Raw genomic sequence first — 17,630 nt, 5'->3', positions numbered from 1 at the left:
AATAAGATCCGCCGATGATCACAAGACAACGGCTGGCGGCGGGAGTCTGCGCCCTGCTCGCCGCCCTGGCGGCCGGGATCGCGGTTCCGGCCGATGCCGTCGCCGACGAGACGACAGCCCAGGACGCGCCCAAGGTCGATCTCGTCCTCGACGTCAGCGGTTCGATGCGGGCGCGGGACATCGACGGCGGTTCGCGGATGGCCGCGGCGAAGCAGGCCTTCAACGAGGTCCTGGACGCGACGCCGGAGGAGGTGCAGCTCGGCATCCGGACGCTGGGCGCCAACTACCCGGGCAACGACCGCAAGACGGGCTGCAAGGACACCGCGCAGCTCTACCCGGTCGGCCCGCTGAACCGGACCGAGGCCAAGACCGCCGTGGCCACGCTGCAGCCCACCGGCTGGACGCCGATCGGCCCCGCCCTGCTGAAGGCGGCGGACGACCTGGACGGCGGCAACGGCTCCAAGCGCATCGTCCTCATCAGCGACGGCGAGGACACCTGCGCCCCGCTGGACCCGTGCGAGGTGGCCCGGGAGATCGCCGCCAAGGGCATCGGGCTCACCATCGACACCCTGGGGCTCGTGCCGGACGCCAAGCTGAACAAGCAGCTCAGTTGTATCGCGGAGGCGACCGGCGGGACGTACACGTCGGTGCAGCACAAGGAGCAACTGTCCGACAAGGTCAACCAGTTGGTGAACCGCACGGCGGACCGTACGGTCACCCCGGTCGCCGTGGACGGCACCGGCCAGTGCGCGACGGCGCCCTCGCTGAAGTCCGGCCTCTACACCGACCGAGAGGAGTTCGGGCAGCACCGCTTCTACCGTGTGGACGTCAAGCCGGGCCAGGAACTGCGCGCCTCCGTCAGCGTCTCCGACGACCGGCAGGTCGACCCCGACTACGGCGTGACGCTGCGGGCCGTCACGGTGCACGGGCGGGAGATCGTGCGCGGCGAGGCCACCGGCTCGGGCCGCACGGACGTGCTGTCGACGGGCCTGCGTTATCCGAAGGCCGAGAGCGACGACGAGGAGGCGCCCGCCGAGACGGTGTGTCTCCAGGTGGCCAACTCCTTCTCCCCGGCGGCCGGTGTGAAGACCACGCCCGGGCTGCCGCTGGAGCTGACGGTCGACGTGGTCGACGGCCCCGGAACGGCGAGCGACGTGGCCGCCTTCGGCCTGGGGCGCGGCTGGTGGCTGCTCGGCGCCCTCGTCCTGACCGGCTTCCTGGCGGGTCTGCTGTGGGGCTGGCTGTCGCGCTGGCGGATCGCCGTCTGGAGGACCAACTGATGCGTATCGCACGAGTGCTCACCGCGGCGGCCCTGCTGCTGGGCGTCGCCGCCTCCCCGGCGGTGGCCGACTCCTCGCCCTCCGCGAGCCCGTCCGGCGACAGCGCCGCGCCCACCTCGGCCGGCACGTCGTTCCGTACGGCCACGGAGATCCAGCAGGGGCAGCAGGCCACGGCGAGCGCCTCCACGGGCGACTACCTGTACTGGCAGTTCCCGGCGGAGGAGCAGCAGCGGCCCGCCGTGCGGGCAACCGTCAAGCTGCCGTCGTCGCCGCGGAGTTCGGCGCAGACCTGGCAGTTGGACGTGTACGACGGGCTGCGGCGCCGCCAGGCGTGCCAGTACGGGGTACAGACCCGGACCGCCGCCCAGGACGCGTCGTCGGTGAACCTGTCCTGCACGCTGCGCACGGTTCGCGCCTGGGCGGAGCCGTGGGCCAACGACCCGCTGCCGGGCACGTACTACATACGGCTCACCGTCGTGGGGGTCGGCGCCGCCGACCTCGGGCAGCCGGTGAACGCCGAGGTCCGGGTGGATTCCACGGACATCGGCGGCTCGGCGGCGGTGGACGGTTCGCTGGCGGAGCCGCTGGTGCCGGGGATAGCGACGAGGTCCGAGAAGTCGGACTCGGAGACGGACACGGCCGCACTCTCGAAGCTGAGGCCCGACGCCTCCGCCTGGTGGTCCGACCGCTGGGTGTGGACCGGAGTCGGCGGCATCCTCGCAGCGCTCGCGGGCATCGGCGGCTACGCGCTGACCCGCGGCTCGGGCCGCCCGTCCCGGGTCCCGCCGGGCGCCTGAGAACCGGCCCCGTCACCGGCCGCCGTCAAGGCCGACGCCCGCCGCGCAATCCCTCAGCGCGGCGGGCCGCTGTCTTGTCACCCGGCCGCGCCGCCGTCAGTCCCCGCGCAGCAGCTTGGCGAGGGCGCCGTCCCCCGACACCTCCACGCGCCCGTCACCGACCGCCTGACGGAGCGTCATGCAGCCCCGGCTCAGGAGGGAACACGTCTCCGCGTCGAGGACCAGCCGGGCATCGGGCTCCTCCGGGGCGGCCCCTTCGCCGTAGACCGGGCCGTCCTCGGCCCCGAGCCACAGATGGAACTCTCCTTCCTCCAGCCGGACTTCCACCAGGCCCTCCCCCGCCCTCTCGTTCTCCAGCGTGCGCAGCAGCGGCAGCGCGAACCAGTGGGCGCGCACCGCGTCCGTCGGCCGGCGCTCCCCCAGCACGGGGCCGCCCCAGGTGCCGAGCACCTGGAGCACGGGCAGCAACTCACGTCCACGAGGGGTCAGTTCGTACACGTAGGCGGCACCGGGCGGTGGCAGCCGACGCCGTGTGGTCAGCCCGTCGCGCTCCATGTCCCTCAGCCGGGAGGCCAGCACGTCCGTGCTCACGCCCGGCAGGTCCGCGTGCAGATCGGTGTAGCGGCGGGGACCGGCGAGCAGCTCGCGGACGATCAGGAGGGTCCAGCGGTCGCCGACGACGTCGAGCGCGCGGGCCGTGGAGCAGTACTGGTCGTAGCTTCGGCGAGGTGACATGCGACGCAGTCTAGACGTGTTGTTGGACTTTCCAAGCTGCCACTTGGTAAAACCAAGCAACACAAATCACCGGAGGGGAAGCGGCCATGGAGTTCCGGCAGTCGAGCAAGCTCAGCGAGGTCTGTTACGAGATCCGCGGCCCGGTGATCGAGCACGCCAACGCGCTGGAGGAGGCGGGCCACAGCGTGCTGCGGCTGAACACCGGCAACCCCGCGCTGTTCGGTTTCGAGGCGCCGGAGGAGATCCTCCAGGACATGATCCGGATGCTGCCGCAGGCGCACGGCTACACGGACTCGCGCGGCATCCTCTCCGCGCGCCGCGCGGTGGCGCAGCGCTACCAGGAGCGGGGCCTGGAGGTCGGTGTCGACGACGTCTTCCTCGGCAACGGCGTCTCCGAGCTGGTCTCCATGGCCGTACAGGCGCTGGTGGAGGACGGCGACGAAATCCTCATCCCCGCCCCCGACTTCCCGCTCTGGACGGCCGTGACCACCCTGGCGGGCGGCAAGGCGGTCCACTACCTGTGCGACGAACAGTCCGACTGGTACCCGGACCTGGACGACATGGCGTCGAAGATCACGGACCGCACCAAGGCCGTGGTCATCATCAACCCCAACAACCCGACCGGCGCGGTCTACCCGAAGGAGATCCTCAGGGGCATCCTCGACCTGGCCCGCCGCCACGGCCTGATGGTCTTCGCGGACGAGATCTACGACCAGATCCTCTACGACGACGCGATCCACCACTCGACCGCCGCGCTCGCCCCCGATCTCGTGGTCCTCACCTTCTGCGGCCTGTCGAAGACGTACCGCGTGGCGGGCTTCCGCTCCGGCTGGCTGGTCGTGACGGGGCCCAGGCAGCACGCCAAGGACTACCTGGAGGGCCTGACGATGCTGGCCTCCATGCGCCTGTGCGCCAACGCGCCCGCCCAGTACGCCATCCAGGCCGCCCTCGGCGGCCGCCAGTCCATCGACGAGCTGACCACCCCGGGCGGCCGTCTGCACGAACAGCGGGACCGCGCCTGGGAGAAGCTCAACGAGATCCCCGGCGTCACGTGCGTGAAGCCGAAGGGCGCGCTGTACGCGTTCCCGCGCCTCGACCCCAAGGTGCACAAGATCCACGACGACGAGAAGTTCGTCCTGGACCTGCTGCTGCGCGAGAAGATCCAGGTGGTCCAGGGTACGGGCTTCAACTGGCCGACCCCGGACCACTTCCGCATCCTGACCCTGCCGCACGCCGATGTCCTGGACACGGCGATCAGCAGGATCGGACGGTTCCTCAGCGGCTACCGGCAGTAGCGCGGCCGGCCCTGCGGGCAGGGGGCTTCGGCTCTCCTGCCGGACGACCGTCAGCCACGGAGGGTGACCTCGCTCGGGCCGTTGAACGGGGCGAGGGAGGTCACCGTCCTCGGCGTCCGCAGCCCGTCGTTCTCCGCGAACAGCTCCCGCACCGCGGTGAAGGACCCGTCCTCGGCCGTCACCTGTGCGGCTCCGTCGTACAGCTCGCGGATGGCGTCCGTCATCCCTGCCGAATGTCCATGGACGGGAACGGTCCGCGCCCCGCGTCCAGTTCTTCACCGGACGCGGAGCATCGGTCCGAGTCCCTCGGCCTCTCAGCTGCCCAGGGCCTGGCGCAGGGCCGTGGTGGCCTTCGCGACGGCGGACTTGGCGGCCTCCGTGTTCGCGAGGCCGTTGAGCATCACGAAGTCGTGGATCATCCGCGGGTAGTGGGTGGCGGTGACGGGGACGCCGGCGGCGCTCAGCTTGGCGGCGTACTGGCGGCCCTCGTCGGACAGCACGTCGCTGTCGGTGATGACCAGCGCCTTGGGCAGGCCGCTCAGCTCGGCGTTGGTGGCGCGCAGCGGGGAGGCGGTGGACCGGCTGCGGACCGAGGTGTCCGGTGCGTACTGGTCCCAGAACCACTTCATGCCCGCGGCGGTCAGCCAGCACCCGGTGGCGAACCGCCGGTAGGACGCGGTGGTGAAGTCGGCGTTGGTGACCGGGTAGAACAGCACCTGCTGGGCCAGCTTGGGGCCGCCGCGCTGCTTGGCCATCAGGGTGACGGCGGCGGTCATGTTGCCCCCGACGCTGTCGCCGGCCACGGCGAGCCGGGAGCCGTCGACGTCGATGTCGTTGCCGTGCTGGGCGACCCACTGGGTGGCGGCGTAGGCCTGCTCGTTCGCGACGGAGTACTTGGCCTCCGGCGACCGGGTGTAGTCGACGAAGATCACCGCGGCCTTGGCGCCGTTGGCGATCTGCCGTACCAGCCGGTCGTGGGTGGAGAAGTCGCCGAGGACCCAGCCACCGCCGTGGAAGTACATGACGGCCGGCAGCCTGCCGGTCATGCCGTGCGGCCGCACGATGTGCAGGGAGACGGAACCGGTGGGACCGCCGGCGATGGTCCGCGTGGTGATGTCGGCGGGCAGCTTGGACACCGGGTAGGCGGCCTGGAGGTTCAGGAGCGACTGGCGGGCGGCGGCGGGCGTCTGGTTCTGGATCGGCGGGCCGTCCGCCGCGGCGAGCTTGTCGAGAAACGCCTGGGCGCCGGGCTCGAGGGTCATCTTGGGGTCGCCGCAGGGCGCCTTGGGGGTGGCGGCGGCGGCCGGGGTGGCCAGGGCCGGGACGACAGCGACAGCTGCGGTGGTGAGCAGCGCCGTGAGACCGGACAGGGGCTTCAGCGGGGACCGGGAGCGTCGGATGGCGCTCATGGGCGTCCTCCTTCCGAGGGTCACTTCGTCAGCGAGCCTTCCTGCGCTCCCCGCCCATCGGCCCGCCGGGGTGGGCCGATGGGGTGGCGTCGTACGGCCGCCCGGGTGACCGGCGGACCGGTGCGGTTTTCGGGCCCCGGCCGTTGTCGGGTGGGGGCGGCCGACGCGGTCGGTCGTGCGGGCGCCGCCCGCAGGTGTCACCGTACGAGGAACGGAAAGGGGACGGCGATGGGTGACCTCCTGCTCGTGCGGCACGGCGAGACCGAATGGTCCCTGTCCGGCCGGCACACCGGGCGGACCGATGTCCCGCTGACCGAACGCGGCCGCGAGCAGGCGCGCCGGCTGGCTCCGCTGATCGCGCGGCATCATGTGACCGCCGCGTTCGTCAGCCCGATGCAGCGCGCCCGGGAGACGGCACGGCTGGCCGGGATCGGCGGGGCGCGGGTCGACGCGGACCTGTCGGAGTGGGACTACGGCGGGTACGAGGGGGTCACGACCGTGGAGATCCACCGGACGCGGCCGGAGTGGTTCCTGTTCACGGACGGTGTCGCGCCCGGGCCGCCCGAGCGTCCCGGGGAGAGACCGGAGGAGGTCGGGACGCGGGCGGAGCGGGTGCTCTCCAAGATCGACGCGGCGCTCGCGGAGTCGGAGGGCAGCGTGGTCGTCGTCTCGCACGGGCACTTCCTGCGGGTACTGACCGCGCGGCGGCTCGGGCTGCCCGCCTCGGCGGGGGCGCTGTTCCAGCTCTCGACGGGGACGGTGAGCCGGCTGAGTACGGAGCACGGCCGTCATGTCGTGGCCGGCTGGAATGTCCGACCCGACGCGTACTGTTCCCATGGGTCCCTCCCCACGGGGGAGGCGGGGCCGTCCGAGGGGCACTGAGACGCTGAGGGGAGGGGCCGTGATCCGACCGCCGACCGCCGCGCAGCGGCGCCTGATCGAGGCCGCCGATCCCGTGACCGGGCGGCTGCGGGGGACGGATGCCCAGTTGGCGGCGCTGGTGAAGCGGGGGCTGGCCTTCCGGCATCCGCGTCCGCCACACGACCACTTCCTGACCCCGGCGGGGCATCGCATACGGGAGACACCCGCCGAGGAATCGGCGCCGGGCGCCCCGGCCGTGGCGGACTCGGGCGTGTTCGCGGCGCGGGTCGGCGGCGAGGAGACCGCGGATGCGGGGCCCGCCCGGATGCGCGAGGTGCACAGCGCCTGGCAGGGGCTGCTGGAGCTGCGCCGGATGACCAATCCGGGCGGCGCCTCGGACCGCCCGTGCGGCTGGGAGCGGCAGCATCTGGTGCGGGCCGCCGCGCTCGCCCTGGAGGCGGCCGGGCACCGGCCCGCGACCGGCGGCCAGGGCAGCGGCTACCGGGTGCGCGCGACCCCGCAGCCGGAGGCGGTCGCGGTGCACGAGCCGGACCTCGCCGCACTGCGCGCCTGCGCGGCCACGCTGGAGCGGACGGGCTGGCAGGTCGGCGAGCACACCGAGCCGCGGACGCGGGAGCGGTACGTGCTGGCGTCGCCGAGACGCATGTGACGGACGCCGGACCGCGAGGTCGCCGTAGGACTGCGCGCTGCGGTAGCCGAGACCGATGAGCGCTGTGCGAGTGCTCTCCGGGTGGAAGTCGCCGCGCCTGCACAGCGGTTCGAGCGAGTGCTTGACGCGCGCGACGGCCGTGAGCCCTTGGCAGCGGCTGCGGCCGTGCACGGCAGGCGTCATGAGTTGTTCCACTCACCGTCCCGCGCCCGGGCGGGAGTTGACGATCGCGCGCCGACCGCTGCCGTACATTCGTACATCTGTATGTCGTCCGATGCCGTCACCTGCGTCGCTGTGGAGGAAACACCGTGGCCGAGCACGTCACCGAACCGTTCTCCGTCCGCGTCACCGTCCGGGGCTATGAGACCGACGCCCTGGGGCACCTCAATCAGAGCGTCTACCTGCAGTACGCGGAACACGCCCGGTGGTGCGTGCTCCAGGAGGCCGGGGTGGGCCAGTCCGAGTTGCTGTCCAAGGGGGTCGGTCCCGTCGTCCTGGAGACGACCATCCGCTATCAGCGGGAACTGCGCGCGGGCGAGGAGGTGGACGTGACGTGCGCCTTCGAGTGGGGCGAGGGCAAGACGTTCCGGGTGGTGCAGACGATCCGGAAGGCGGACGGCACGGTCTCCGCCGACATCGCCTCGGTCGGCGGTCTGCTGGACCTCAGGGAGCGCAGGCTGGTGGCCGACCCGCAGGGCTGCTTCCGGGCGCTGGCGGGCAGGCCGGAGTTGTTCGGGCTGTGAGCACCAGGTCCTGGCGGAACAGGGATGCGAGGCGTCCGGCGACCTGGGATGCTGCGGGCCCATGGCCGCACGACGCATCAAGCCCAGCCTCTGCATCTCCGTAGACATCGAGGCGGACGGCCCCATCCCGGGCCCGTACTCGATGCTGAGCCTCGGCGCGGCGGTCGCCGGCGTGCAGGACGCGGACGGGTTCACGGCCGCCGACCCGGAGCGGGACACGTTCTACCGGGAGCTGCGGCCGATCAGTGAGGAGTTCGTGCCCGAGGCGCTGGCGGTGAGCGGCCTCGACCGGGACAGGCTGACGACGGAGGGGGCCGAACCGGCCGTCGCGCTCGCCGAGTTCGGCGACTGGGTGCGACGGGTGAGCGCGGGCGCGCAGCCGGTGATGTGCGGGTATCCGGCGTCGTACGACTGGACGTTCCTGTACTGGTACCTGATCCGCTTCACCGGCGGGAGTCCCTTCGGGCACTCGGGCTGCCTCGACATGAAGACGCTGTACGCGGCGAAGGCCGGGCTGCCGCTGCGGGCGGTGGCGAAGGGCACGATGCCTCGGCACCTGCTGTCGAAGCGCCGCCACACGCACCATGCCCTGGACGACGCCATCGAGCAGGCCGAACTGCTCGCCAACCTCATGAGGTGGCCCGGCCCCGCATAGGCGCCCGACATGCCGTCCCCGGGGCGCGCACGTCCCTGCGCGCCCCGGGGACGGTCGCCGTGGACCCCGTTCGGTCCGCGGCCACCGGACGGGAGCCGTCCCTCCCGGCCGGAGTCTTAGACCGCCGGTCAGCCCTGTTCGGCGATCCGCGCCAGGCGCCGGGCCTCGTCCCGCGTGGAGCGGGCGACGGCGTCCTCGTCGGCGGTCAGCAGCCTGCCGTTCTCAACGATCTGACGGCCGTTCACGAACGAGGCGGTGATCGGCGCCGGCGCCCCGAAGACCAGCGCCGTCACCGGGTCGGCGATCGAGGAGTGGGCGAGCGTGTCCATCCGCCACAGCACCAGGTCGGCCAGCTTGTCCGGCTCCAGGGAGCCGATCTCCCGTGCGCGGCCCAGCACCTGGGCGCCGCCGTAGGTGCCGAGGCGCAGCGCCTGGCGGGCGTTCAGGGCGGCTTCCCGGTGGGAGCCGAGGCGGTTGATGAGGAGCGCGTTGCGCAGTTCGGTGTGGAGTTCGCCGGACTCGTTGGAGGCGGTGCCGTCCACACCGAGGCCGACCGGGACACCCGCGGCGAGCATGTCGGGTACGCGGGCGATGCCGGCCGCCAGGCGGGCGTTGGAGGACGGGCAGTGGGCGACCCCCGTCCTGGTCCGGGCGAAGGCGGCGATGTCGGAGTCGTTCATGTGCACGCAGTGCGCCATCCACACGTCCTCGCCGAGCCAGCCGGTGGACTCGAAGTAGTCGGTCGGGCCCATGCCGAACAGTTCGTGGCAGAACTTCTCCTCCTCCACCGTCTCCGAGCCGTGGGTGTGCAGCCGTACGCCCTTGCTGCGCGCCAGCTCCGCTCCCTGCCGCAGGAGTTCGGTCGACACCGAGAAGGGCGAGCAGGGCGCCACGGCCACCTGCGTCATGGCGTCATAGGAGGAGTCGTGGTGCTCGTCGACGGTCGCCTCCGTGGCGGCCAGCGCGCCCTGAAGCGTCTCGACGGCGAAGTCCGGCGGCAAACCGCCGTCTGACTCGCCCCGGTCCATCGAGCCGCGGGCGAGGGTGAAGCGGACTCCCATCTCGCGGGCCGCGCGGATGATCGCGCCGGACAGGTCGCCGGAGCCCCTCGGGAAGACGTAGTGGTGGTCCATGGCGGTGGTGACGCCGCCGCGGGCCATCATCGCGAGCGATCCCTGGGCCGCCGCGTACACCATCGGCTCGTCGATGCGGGCCCACGTCGGGTACAGGGCGACGAGCCAGTCGAACAGGTTGTGGTCGGTGGCCAGGCCCCGGGTGATCCACTGGTAGAAGTGGTGATGGGTGTTGACCAGGCCCGGAGTGACGAGGTGGCCCGTCGCGTCGATGCGGCGCACGACGTTCTCCAGGCCCTCGGGGGCCGCGCCCGGACCCACCGCCTCGATGCGGTTGCCGGCGATGACGACGTGTCCGCTCGCGTACTCGGTGCCGTGCGCGTCGACGGTCGCGAGGGCGCAGTTCTCGATGACGATGCGCTGGGCTGTCATGGTTCGTGGTTCTCGCTTCCGTCACAGGTTGGTGAGGTCCACCGGGATCCGCGCCTCGCAACCGTCCCGCAGGACGGTGGCCTCGATCAGGCCGTAGGGGCGGTCGGCGGCGAAGTACACCTCGTTGTCGTTCTTCAGCCCGAACGGCTCCAGGTCCACCAGGAAGTGGTGCTTGTTCGGGAGCGAGAAGCGGACCTCGTCGATCTCGGCGCGATGCTCGATGATCCGGGTGCCCATCTGGTACAGCGTCTGCTGCAGGGAGAGGGAGTAGGTCTCGGCGAAGGCCTGGAGCAGGTGTTTCTTCGTCTGCTCGTAGGACGTCTCCCAGTTCGGCGTCTGCTGGGCGTCATCGGTCCAGTTGAAGCGCCAGCGGCCGGTGACGGATGTGGCCAGGATGCGGTCGTGGGCCTCGGGCAGCGTCGTGTACTCGTCCTTGACGTAGCCCCAGAACTCGGAGTCGGTGGAGTTCATCACCGTCAGGTCCTTCAGGCCGGAGACCACCTCCCAGGACGAGCCGTCGTAGGTGATCTGCGTCAGGCGGGTCTCCTGGCCTGTGCGGACGAAAGAGTGCGCGCCCTTGCCCGAGTGCTCGATCCGGTCCCAGGCGTACTCCTCGATGCGGATGCGGGCCCGGTGGATCGGCTCCTGCGAGGTCACGAAGTGGCGGGCGAGGTGGATGCCGAACTGCTCGGCGGAGTCGACGCCGTGCTCCTTGGCGAACGCGTACACCGTGTTCTTGGTGGTGTCGGTCGGCAGCACGTTGGCGTTGGAGCCGGAGTAGTGGACCTCGTCCATGTCCCCGCTCAGCGACACCGAGACGTTGAGGTCCTTGATGTGGTGGGTGGCGCCGTCCCGCGTGATCCTGACGACCCGGTTCTCGGCCTTGCCGTACTGGTTCTGCCCCAGTACGGGGCGGGCCGGGCGGGAATTGACTGCTGCCATGTGTGCTAGCTCCCTCGGTAAACGGAGTAGCCGAACGGGGTGAGCAGCAGCGGTACGTGGTAGTGCTCGCCCGGCACGACGGCGAAGGTGACCGTCACCTCCGGGAAGAACGCTCCTTGCGCACCGCTGTCCCGATTCGCGGGGGCGTCCTGCTGCGCATCGGCTTGCTTCTTGTCGGACCTCTCGAAGTACGCCTCGACCGCGAAGTCGAGCCGTACGTGGGTCGTCCCTTCCGGCAGGGCCGGAAGGTCCTTGCACCGGCCGTCCGCATCGGTCGCGGAGCCGCCGAGTGCCTGCCAGTCCGCGTCCCGGCCGGGACGGGCGGCGAGGCGGACGGCGACGCCCGTCGCGGGGCGGCCGATGCCGGTGTCCAGGATGTGCGTGGACACGGAGGCGGTGGTGCGATTGCTCATGCGTGGTCGCCCTCTTCGACGATGCGTGCCAGCCGGATGCGGTTGATCTTGCCCAGTTCGGCGCGGACGATCTCCCGTTCCTGCTCCGGCGCGTTGCCGATCCGCTCCTTGACCGCGTCCCTCATCTGTTCGCCGCTCTTCCCGGTCGCGCAGATCAGGAAGACGTGGCCGAACTTCTCCTGGTACGCCAGGTTCAGCTCGAGCATCTCCGCCTTGAGCTCGTCGGAGGCACCGGCCATGCCCCGCTGCTCCCGTGCCGAGGCGGGATCACCCGGCTCGGGCCGGCCGATCGGCGGATGCCCGGCCATGGCCTCCTCGAGATCCGCGGTGGTCAGCTCCGCCATGGCGGCGTCGTTCGAGGCGTAGAGGTGCTCGGCGGTGGCGTAGGGGCGCCCGGCGAGCAGCCGTGCGGCCCAGGCCGTGGACGTGCACACCTCGTGAAGGGCGAGGCGGGCCGCGGCTTCTTCCAGGGCGTTGAAGCGGGCGAGGCCCGGCGGCGTGGGAGTGGACGTCACGGGTGCCTCCGTGGCCTTGGTCCTTGAGCGGGCTGCGAACAGCTAACGCCCTCCACCCGCACGCGGTCAACAGTTTGTTGAAAATTCGGGGTGCCAAGCCGGGGTGAGCCACCCCCCGGCGCAGGGGCCGAGCCGCTCACCGGCGGTGCAAGGGGCGAGCCCGCTCACCGGCGCAAGGGCCCGTCAGGACTCCTTCTCGCGGTTGAGGTAGTTGTAGACGGTGAACCGGCTGACGCCGAGCGCGCCGGCGACGGTCTCCACTCCGTGGCGCACGGAGAAGGCGCCGCGCGCCTCCAGCGCCCGTACGACCTCCTGCTTGGCCTTGCGGTCCAGTTCGGACAAGGGCTTGCCGCGCTTGCGCTCCATGGCGGCCAGGATGTGATCCAGAGAGTCGGCGAGCTGCGGCAGGCGTACGGCGACGACGTCGGCGCCCTCCCAGACGAGCACCACGTCGTCGGGGCCGGCCTGGTCGGGGGGCAGCATCTCACCCCCCATGGCGTCGACCAGCGGTTTCACGGCCGTGATGAACGGCTCGTCCCACCTGCCGGTCACTTGCCCTCCCCGATCACGTTGACCTGCAGCGAGATCCGGGTGGCACCGGCCTGGAGGGTCTTGCGCAGCAGCGCGTCGACGGCGGTGAGCACGGCGTCGGCGCGGCCCTCCGCGGTGTTGCCGAACGGGCCGACGTCCACGGCGTCCAGATCCGCGGCCCCGAGGACATCGCGGGCCACCAGCGCGTGCGCGGGCGCCTCATCGAGGTCGAAGGGCTCGGTCGTGAACTCCACCCTCAAACGCATACTGCCCCCAACCACCGACTGACCTGCGCCTGACCTGCGCCTTCACCAGGACCGCCCGTTGCGGAGGCACGCCCGGCAGCGACTCTAACGGAAGCGGGGCCGCCGTGGACGGCGGTCGCGGAGGGCGGTCAGGCCAGGGGCTGTTCCAGGGACTGTTCGGTCCAGATGATCTTGCCGTCGGTGGTGTAGCGGGTTCCCCACCGCTCGGTGAGCTGCGCGACGAGGAACAGTCCGCGCCCGCCCTCGTCCTCGTTGCGTGCACGCCGCAGCCGGGGCGAGGTGCTGCTGCCGTCGGAGACCTCGCAGATCAGCGCACGGTCCCGAAGCAGGCGCAGCTGGACGGGGCCGGTGGCGTGGCGGATGGCGTTGGTGACCAGCTCGCTGGCGACCAGCTCGGCGGTGTAGCCGAGTTCGTCCAGGCCCCAGGCGGACATCTGGCCGGTGACCGCCTCACGCGCGCGGGAGACGACCGCCGGATCGCTGGGCAGCTCCCACTCGGCGACCCGCTCCGGGCCGAGCGCGTGCGTCCGGGCCACGAGCAGGGCCACGTCGTCGCTCGGCCGGGACGGGAGCAGGGCGTCGAGGACGGCCTCGCAGGTGTCCTCCGGCGCCCGGCCGGGGCAGGCAAGGACGCTGCGGAGCTTGTCCAGGCCGGTGTCGATGTCCCGGACCCGGTCCTCGATCAGACCGTCGGTGTAGAGCACCAGTTGGCTGCCCTCGGCCAGCTCCAGCTCGACCGTCTCGAACGGGGTCCCGCCGAGCCCGAGGGGCGGGCCCGACGGCAGGTCGACGAAGTCCACGCTGCCGTCGGGGCCGACGACCGCGGGGACCGGGTGGCCGGCCCGGGTGAAGGTGCACCGCCGGGACACCGGGTCGTAGACGGCGTACAGACAGGTGGCGCCGACGATCCCGGCGTCCGGGTAGGTGGGCTCCGCGGCCCAGCCCTCGCCCCGGTCCAGGCGTCCGACGAGGTCGTCGAGGTGGGTGAGGAGGTCGTCGGGCGGCAGGTCCAGGGAGCAGAAGTTGTGTACGGCGGTGCGCAGCCGGCCCATGGTGGCCGCGGCGTGCAGTCCGTGCCCGACGACGTCGCCGACCACCAGGGCCACCCGGGCGCCGGACAGCGGGATGACGTCGAACCAGTCGCCGCCGACCCCGGCCTGCGCGGGCAGGTAGCGGTAGGCGACCTCGACGGCGTTCTGCTCGGGTCGGCCCCGGGGCAGCAGGCTGCGCTGCAGGGCGAGGGCGGTGTTGTGCTCGCGCGTGTAGCGGCGGGCGTTGTCGATGGAGATCGCCGCGCGGGCGGCCAGTTCCTGGGCGAGGGACAGGTCGTCGTCCTCGAAGGGGGTGGGCTTCTCGGAACGGTAGAAGCTCACCACGCCGAGGATCGTGCCGCGGGCCCGCAGGGGCACGGTGATCAGGGAGTGGATGCCCTTCGTCAGTGCCTGCCCGAACCGCGCCGGGTCCTGGGCGATCCAACCGTCGGCTTCGGACAGGACGGGTTCGAGCGCGGACTGGCCGGTCTCCAGGCAGCGGACCTGCGGGGTGGAGGGCACGTACTGGACGAGGTCGCCGATGCCGTACACGGGCAGTTCCTCGCGCACGCTGCCGAGAGCGACCCGTCGCAGCGGAGTGTGCCCGCCGAGCGGGCCCGGCTCCTCGCCGAGCAGCACGGAGTCGGGCAGGTCGACGACCGCAAGGTCGGCGAAGCGGGGGACGGTCACCTCCGCCAGCTCCTCCGCGGTGCGGGTGACGTCCAGGGTCGTGCCGATGCGCACGCCGGCGTCGTGCAGCAGCTCCAGGCGCCTGCGGGCCAGGACCGCCAGGCGGCCGACGCCGGGCTCACCAACGAGCAGCAGCCAGCCCTCGGCGCCACTGTCGCCGTCGTCCGCGGTCGTCTCGGGCCGGGTGCGCTGCTGGGCGGCCTCGGGCGGCGCGGGCGCGGTGGCCGGGGACGGCGGTGCCACGGTGCGCAGGACGACCGGAGGGGTTCCGTTCGGTCCCGCGGGGGCGCGGGGCGGTGCCGGTGCGGTGATCGGCGGTGCCTGCGAGGTGAGCAGGGCGGGCGCGACGGTCTGCGGCGGCGCGAGCGGTGGCGCCGGCGCGAGCGGTGGCGGTGGTGCGAGCGGTGGCGGTGGTGCGAGCGGTGGCGGTGGTGCGAGCGGTGGCGGTGGTGCAAGCGGTGGCGGTGGTGCCAGCGGTGGCGGTGGTGCGAGCGACTGCGCCGGCGGGGCGAGTTCGACATGACGCAGGTGCGGGCCCCCGGCGACACGGGCCTCCACGACCACACCGGTCTCACCGGCCGCTCCCTTGACCTGGCGGCGCATCAGCGTGGCGACGCGCCCACCGGACACGGCCACTTCGTCGAGGGTGCGCTGCGGCGAGGCGATCAGTTCCTCGGCCTTCTCCCGCAGCACGGCCAGGTCGATACGGGTGAGGGTGTCTCCGTCGAAGCCGAACTCGCCGCCCACGTGCTGGGGCTGCCGCGGCCAGGCGGGTGCGCCGCCCGTGTCGCCGCAGGTCCGCTGGTACGCGGAGAGGAGCGCCCGCTCCCGCTCCGTGGCCTGTTCCAGCAGTCGCCCCTCGATGTCGCGGGCGGCCTGCCGCACCAGCCGCAGCATGGCGGGGTCGCCGTCCTCGCGCAGGCAGGTGAGGTCGAGGACGGCCTCGATCCGCCCGCTGAGCGGGTCGCGGATGGGCGAGCCCGCACAGGCGAACGGCTGCAGACAGTCGGCGAAGTGCTCGCGGCCGACCACGTAGATCGGGCTGCGGCCGGCCAGCGCCGTACCGACGCCGTTGGTGCCTGCGGCCCGCTCCGAGGCGTCGAAGCCGGGGGCGAAGTTCACCGAGTCGAGACGTCGGCGCAACTGCAGGTCACCGCCGTGCCGCTGGACCATGTGGGCCCGCGCGTCGCAGAACGCGATCGCCATGTTCACGTTGGCCAGTGACGCGGTCAGGCCCTTCAGCACGGGGTCTGCCGCGCGCAGCAACCGGTCGTCCAGCGACAGGTCGGCGGCGTAGGGCACCAGGAGGCGGTGCGGCTGCACGCCTTCGGACCTGCACCGCTTCCAGGACTCGAGGACCGAGAGCCGGACGTCTGTCTCGACTCGTGCGCCGGCCAGGAAACGCTCATGGGCATCGACGAGACCGCCGATGTCGTCCCAGGCGACGGCCACCGCGATCACTTCCCTCACGGAGGGCATGCTTCCAGCCGTTTGCCGTAGCCCCATTATGCCGCGAATCACAACATCGAAAACATGGGCCGCAAAGGAGATACCCAGGGGACACGGGCCCCCACGCCAGGCGGGAAGATCCACCGCCGGAAGACCGTGATCGCCACTCCGGGGGCGGCGCCGACCACCCCGGGCAGCACCGCCCGACCCGGAATTCGTGCTGCATGTTATGGGCCTTCGAGTGGGAATTCGCAATAATCTCGGGAAATCGCTTGAAATAGGCCGGGAGCGTTTTTCGTCATGCGGCGGCGGTTACCCGAAACACGCAACGTCATCGGCAGCGTCGTCTTCTCGGTCACGGGCAAGCTCGGCATCGTGCTGCTGGCGGGCAGCGTGGTCATCGACCGAAGCGTCCTGACCTGGCACCTGCCCGCGCTGCTCGTGGTGAACGGGCTCGGGGCGTATGTCATCTCCACCGGACGGCTCAGGCGCCGGCACGGTTTCGCGCTGCTCGCCCTGTACGTCGTGTACTGGACCGTGAGTTTCACCTGGTTCGGGATGGTTCCCGCCGATACGTCCTGACGGTGCCCGGTGCCGGCCCCGCCTCCCGCGACGGACCCGCCTCCCTGCCGCGTAGAGCAGAGGAAGGGATCCGTACAGGGAGGGGAGTGCTCCGTGGCAGGGCGAGTGTTCAGGCATGCGTTCGGGGGTGCGTTCAGAGGGGTCAGGGGGACGGCGGTCGCGGCGGCGGCCATGGCGGCGCTCACGGCTTCCCAGGCGCCGGGCGCGGTGGCGGCACGGGCCTCCGAGCCGGTGCGGCCGGACGCACCCGCCGAACACGGGCCGAGCGTGTCCGGCGACACCCCGTACCGCACCCAACTGCCACCGCTGCGCACGCAAGAGCCGCAGAAGGGCGGGCGGGCGGCGGCGGGCGGCGCAGGGGCGTTGCCCGCGACGGTGTTCGCCGCCTACCGGCACGCCGAGGCGGAGCTGGCGCGCACCGCGCCCGGATGCCATCTGCGCTGGCAGCTGCTGGCCGCGATCGGTCAGGTGGAGTCCGGGCAGGCGTGGGGAGGCCGGGTGCGGGCGGACGGTACGACGGTGACGCCGATCCTCGGACCGCGGCTGACCGGGGGGCCCTACGCCGTCGTACGGGACACCGACGGGGGCGCCTACGACGGGGACCCGGTGTACGACCGCGCGGTCGGGCCGATGCAGTTCATCCCCTCCACCTGGGCCCGCTGGGGCGCGGACGGCAACGGTGACGGAAGGGACGACCCGAACAACGTCTTCGACGCGGCGCTCGCCGCGGGCCGCTACCTGTGCGCGGGCGGCCGGAACCTGTCGGACCCCGCGCAACTGGACCGGGCGATCCTGGGCTACAACGCCTCGCAGGATTATCTGCGGACGGTCAGGGCCTGGTACGCGTACTTCCTGGCAGGGCACCGCGTGGTGCCGGACCTGCCCGGGGGCGCCGCGGCGTCGCAGGGACCGAAGCCGCCCCGGCAGGGCAGTACGGCGCACCCCTCGCCGAAGCCGTCGGGGCACCACCCGGGCGCGACACCGTCCCCGGCTCCGTCGGCCACGGTCTCCGCGCCCTCCCCCACCCCGTCCCCGTCCCGTACGGCCGGGGTGCCGCAGCAGACGGACGCCCCGCCGTCGCTGCCCGTGCCCACCCCGAGCATCGGGCTGCCCGGCACCGGGGTGCTGCCCAGTGGCGGCCCGCTGACCAGCAACGGTGCGGACACGATGGGCTCCACCCCCTCCCCAACCCCGGATACTGGGCGGTAATGTCGCCACCCGCCGGGTGCACAGGACCGGCGGGTGAGCGCAAAGGGGCCCT

General features: G+C 72.1%; 19 protein-coding genes. 9 read left to right on the top strand and 10 right to left on the bottom strand.

The window, feature by feature from the left end; translation table 11 throughout:
- The first annotated feature begins 14 nt into the window (after positions 1 to 14).
- Together ACZ7L1_RS02070 and ACZ7L1_RS02065 are read left to right on the top strand one after the other, a co-directional pair.
- Positions 15 to 1,280, top strand: coding sequence for a VWA domain-containing protein (locus tag ACZ7L1_RS02070; protein ID WP_471433386.1), 1,266 nt, complete (start codon positions 15 to 17; stop codon positions 1,278 to 1,280).
- The gene (locus tag ACZ7L1_RS02065; protein WP_471433385.1) at positions 1,280 to 2,077 is read left to right on the top strand and encodes a hypothetical protein; all 798 of its coding nucleotides are present in this window, start codon (positions 1,280 to 1,282) and stop codon (positions 2,075 to 2,077) included. The genes ACZ7L1_RS02070 and ACZ7L1_RS02065 overlap by 1 nt, the downstream gene beginning before the upstream one ends.
- Before the next feature lie 96 nt (positions 2,078 to 2,173).
- Here the strand turns inward: ACZ7L1_RS02065 and ACZ7L1_RS02060 are convergent, their stop codons facing one another.
- Positions 2,174 to 2,812 carry a winged helix-turn-helix transcriptional regulator gene (locus ACZ7L1_RS02060; protein WP_471433384.1) on the bottom strand — a complete coding sequence of 213 codons (639 nt, stop codon included), beginning with the start codon at positions 2,810 to 2,812 and terminating at the stop codon, positions 2,174 to 2,176.
- An 86-nt stretch (positions 2,813 to 2,898) separates the two neighbouring features.
- Between ACZ7L1_RS02060 and ACZ7L1_RS02055 the strand changes: the two genes are divergently transcribed.
- The gene (locus tag ACZ7L1_RS02055) at positions 2,899 to 4,107 is read left to right on the top strand and encodes a pyridoxal phosphate-dependent aminotransferase (RefSeq protein WP_471433382.1); all 1,209 of its coding nucleotides are present in this window, start codon (positions 2,899 to 2,901) and stop codon (positions 4,105 to 4,107) included.
- A gap of 50 nt (positions 4,108 to 4,157) precedes the next feature.
- Here the strand turns inward: ACZ7L1_RS02055 and ACZ7L1_RS02050 are convergent, their stop codons facing one another.
- Both ACZ7L1_RS02050 and ACZ7L1_RS02045 read right to left on the bottom strand, forming a co-directional pair.
- Positions 4,158 to 4,331: a hypothetical protein gene (locus ACZ7L1_RS02050; RefSeq protein ID WP_471433380.1), complete on the bottom strand. Its 174-nt coding sequence runs from the start codon at positions 4,329 to 4,331 to the stop codon at positions 4,158 to 4,160.
- 90 nt (positions 4,332 to 4,421) lie between these two features.
- A complete protein-coding gene (locus ACZ7L1_RS02045) occupies positions 4,422 to 5,516 on the bottom strand; it encodes an alpha/beta hydrolase (RefSeq protein WP_471433378.1) in 1,095 nt (364 codons plus the stop codon).
- Positions 5,517 to 5,744: 228 nt separating this feature from the next.
- On the opposite strand from ACZ7L1_RS02045, the gene ACZ7L1_RS02040 reads away from it, so the two are divergent.
- The 4 genes from ACZ7L1_RS02040 to ACZ7L1_RS02025 all read left to right on the top strand — a co-directional run bounded on the left by ACZ7L1_RS02040 (position 5,745) and on the right by ACZ7L1_RS02025 (position 8,445).
- On the top strand, positions 5,745 to 6,398 hold the full coding sequence (locus ACZ7L1_RS02040; protein ID WP_471433377.1) for a histidine phosphatase family protein: 654 nt from the start codon (positions 5,745 to 5,747) through the stop codon (positions 6,396 to 6,398).
- A gap of 19 nt (positions 6,399 to 6,417) precedes the next feature.
- A complete protein-coding gene (locus tag ACZ7L1_RS02035) occupies positions 6,418 to 7,047 on the top strand; it encodes a hypothetical protein (RefSeq protein ID WP_471433375.1) in 630 nt (209 codons plus the stop codon).
- A gap of 308 nt (positions 7,048 to 7,355) precedes the next feature.
- Complete coding sequence (locus ACZ7L1_RS02030) at positions 7,356 to 7,790, top strand: acyl-CoA thioesterase (RefSeq protein ID WP_471433374.1); 435 nt, start codon at positions 7,356 to 7,358, stop codon at positions 7,788 to 7,790.
- A gap of 61 nt (positions 7,791 to 7,851) precedes the next feature.
- Positions 7,852 to 8,445, top strand: coding sequence for a 3'-5' exonuclease (locus tag ACZ7L1_RS02025; RefSeq protein WP_471433373.1), 594 nt, complete (start codon positions 7,852 to 7,854; stop codon positions 8,443 to 8,445).
- Positions 8,446 to 8,573: 128 nt separating this feature from the next.
- Here the strand turns inward: ACZ7L1_RS02025 and ACZ7L1_RS02020 are convergent, their stop codons facing one another.
- The 7 genes from ACZ7L1_RS02020 to ACZ7L1_RS01990 form a co-directional block, all read right to left on the bottom strand.
- Entirely contained in the window at positions 8,574 to 9,950 is a 1,377-nt protein-coding gene (locus ACZ7L1_RS02020) for an 8-oxoguanine deaminase (protein ID WP_471433372.1), read from the bottom strand.
- A gap of 21 nt (positions 9,951 to 9,971) precedes the next feature.
- On the bottom strand, positions 9,972 to 10,892 hold the full coding sequence (gene pucL / locus ACZ7L1_RS02015; protein ID WP_471433371.1) for a factor-independent urate hydroxylase: 921 nt from the start codon (positions 10,890 to 10,892) through the stop codon (positions 9,972 to 9,974).
- 5 nt (positions 10,893 to 10,897) lie between these two features.
- Positions 10,898 to 11,305, bottom strand: a complete 408-nt coding sequence (gene uraH, locus ACZ7L1_RS02010) for a hydroxyisourate hydrolase (RefSeq protein WP_471433370.1) — start codon at positions 11,303 to 11,305, stop codon at positions 10,898 to 10,900.
- The gene (gene uraD / locus ACZ7L1_RS02005) at positions 11,302 to 11,820 is read right to left on the bottom strand and encodes a 2-oxo-4-hydroxy-4-carboxy-5-ureidoimidazoline decarboxylase (protein ID WP_471433368.1); all 519 of its coding nucleotides are present in this window, start codon (positions 11,818 to 11,820) and stop codon (positions 11,302 to 11,304) included. The genes uraH and uraD overlap by 4 nt, the downstream gene beginning before the upstream one ends.
- A gap of 183 nt (positions 11,821 to 12,003) precedes the next feature.
- Positions 12,004 to 12,372, bottom strand: coding sequence for a helix-turn-helix domain-containing protein (locus ACZ7L1_RS02000; RefSeq protein WP_471433367.1), 369 nt, complete (start codon positions 12,370 to 12,372; stop codon positions 12,004 to 12,006).
- Entirely contained in the window at positions 12,369 to 12,617 is a 249-nt protein-coding gene (locus ACZ7L1_RS01995; RefSeq protein WP_471433366.1) for a YkoF family thiamine-binding protein, read from the bottom strand. Before ACZ7L1_RS01995 ends, ACZ7L1_RS02000 begins: the two co-directional genes overlap by 4 nt.
- A 128-nt stretch (positions 12,618 to 12,745) precedes the next feature.
- Positions 12,746 to 15,817, bottom strand: coding sequence for a SpoIIE family protein phosphatase (locus tag ACZ7L1_RS01990; protein ID WP_471433364.1), 3,072 nt, complete (start codon positions 15,815 to 15,817; stop codon positions 12,746 to 12,748).
- A 270-nt stretch (positions 15,818 to 16,087) separates the two neighbouring features.
- Between ACZ7L1_RS01990 and ACZ7L1_RS01985 the strand changes: the two genes are divergently transcribed.
- On the top strand, positions 16,088 to 16,369 hold the full coding sequence (locus ACZ7L1_RS01985) for a hypothetical protein (protein ID WP_471433363.1): 282 nt from the start codon (positions 16,088 to 16,090) through the stop codon (positions 16,367 to 16,369).
- A gap of 171 nt (positions 16,370 to 16,540) precedes the next feature.
- Positions 16,541 to 17,578 (top strand): lytic transglycosylase domain-containing protein, encoded by a 1,038-nt coding sequence (locus ACZ7L1_RS01980; RefSeq protein ID WP_471433533.1) that lies wholly within the window; start codon positions 16,541 to 16,543, stop codon positions 17,576 to 17,578.
- The last annotated feature ends 52 nt before the right edge of the window (positions 17,579 to 17,630 follow it).

Source organism: Streptomyces sp. NPDC107546, from assembly GCF_055639175.1.
This window is presented reverse-complemented; position numbering and strand designations above follow the sequence as displayed.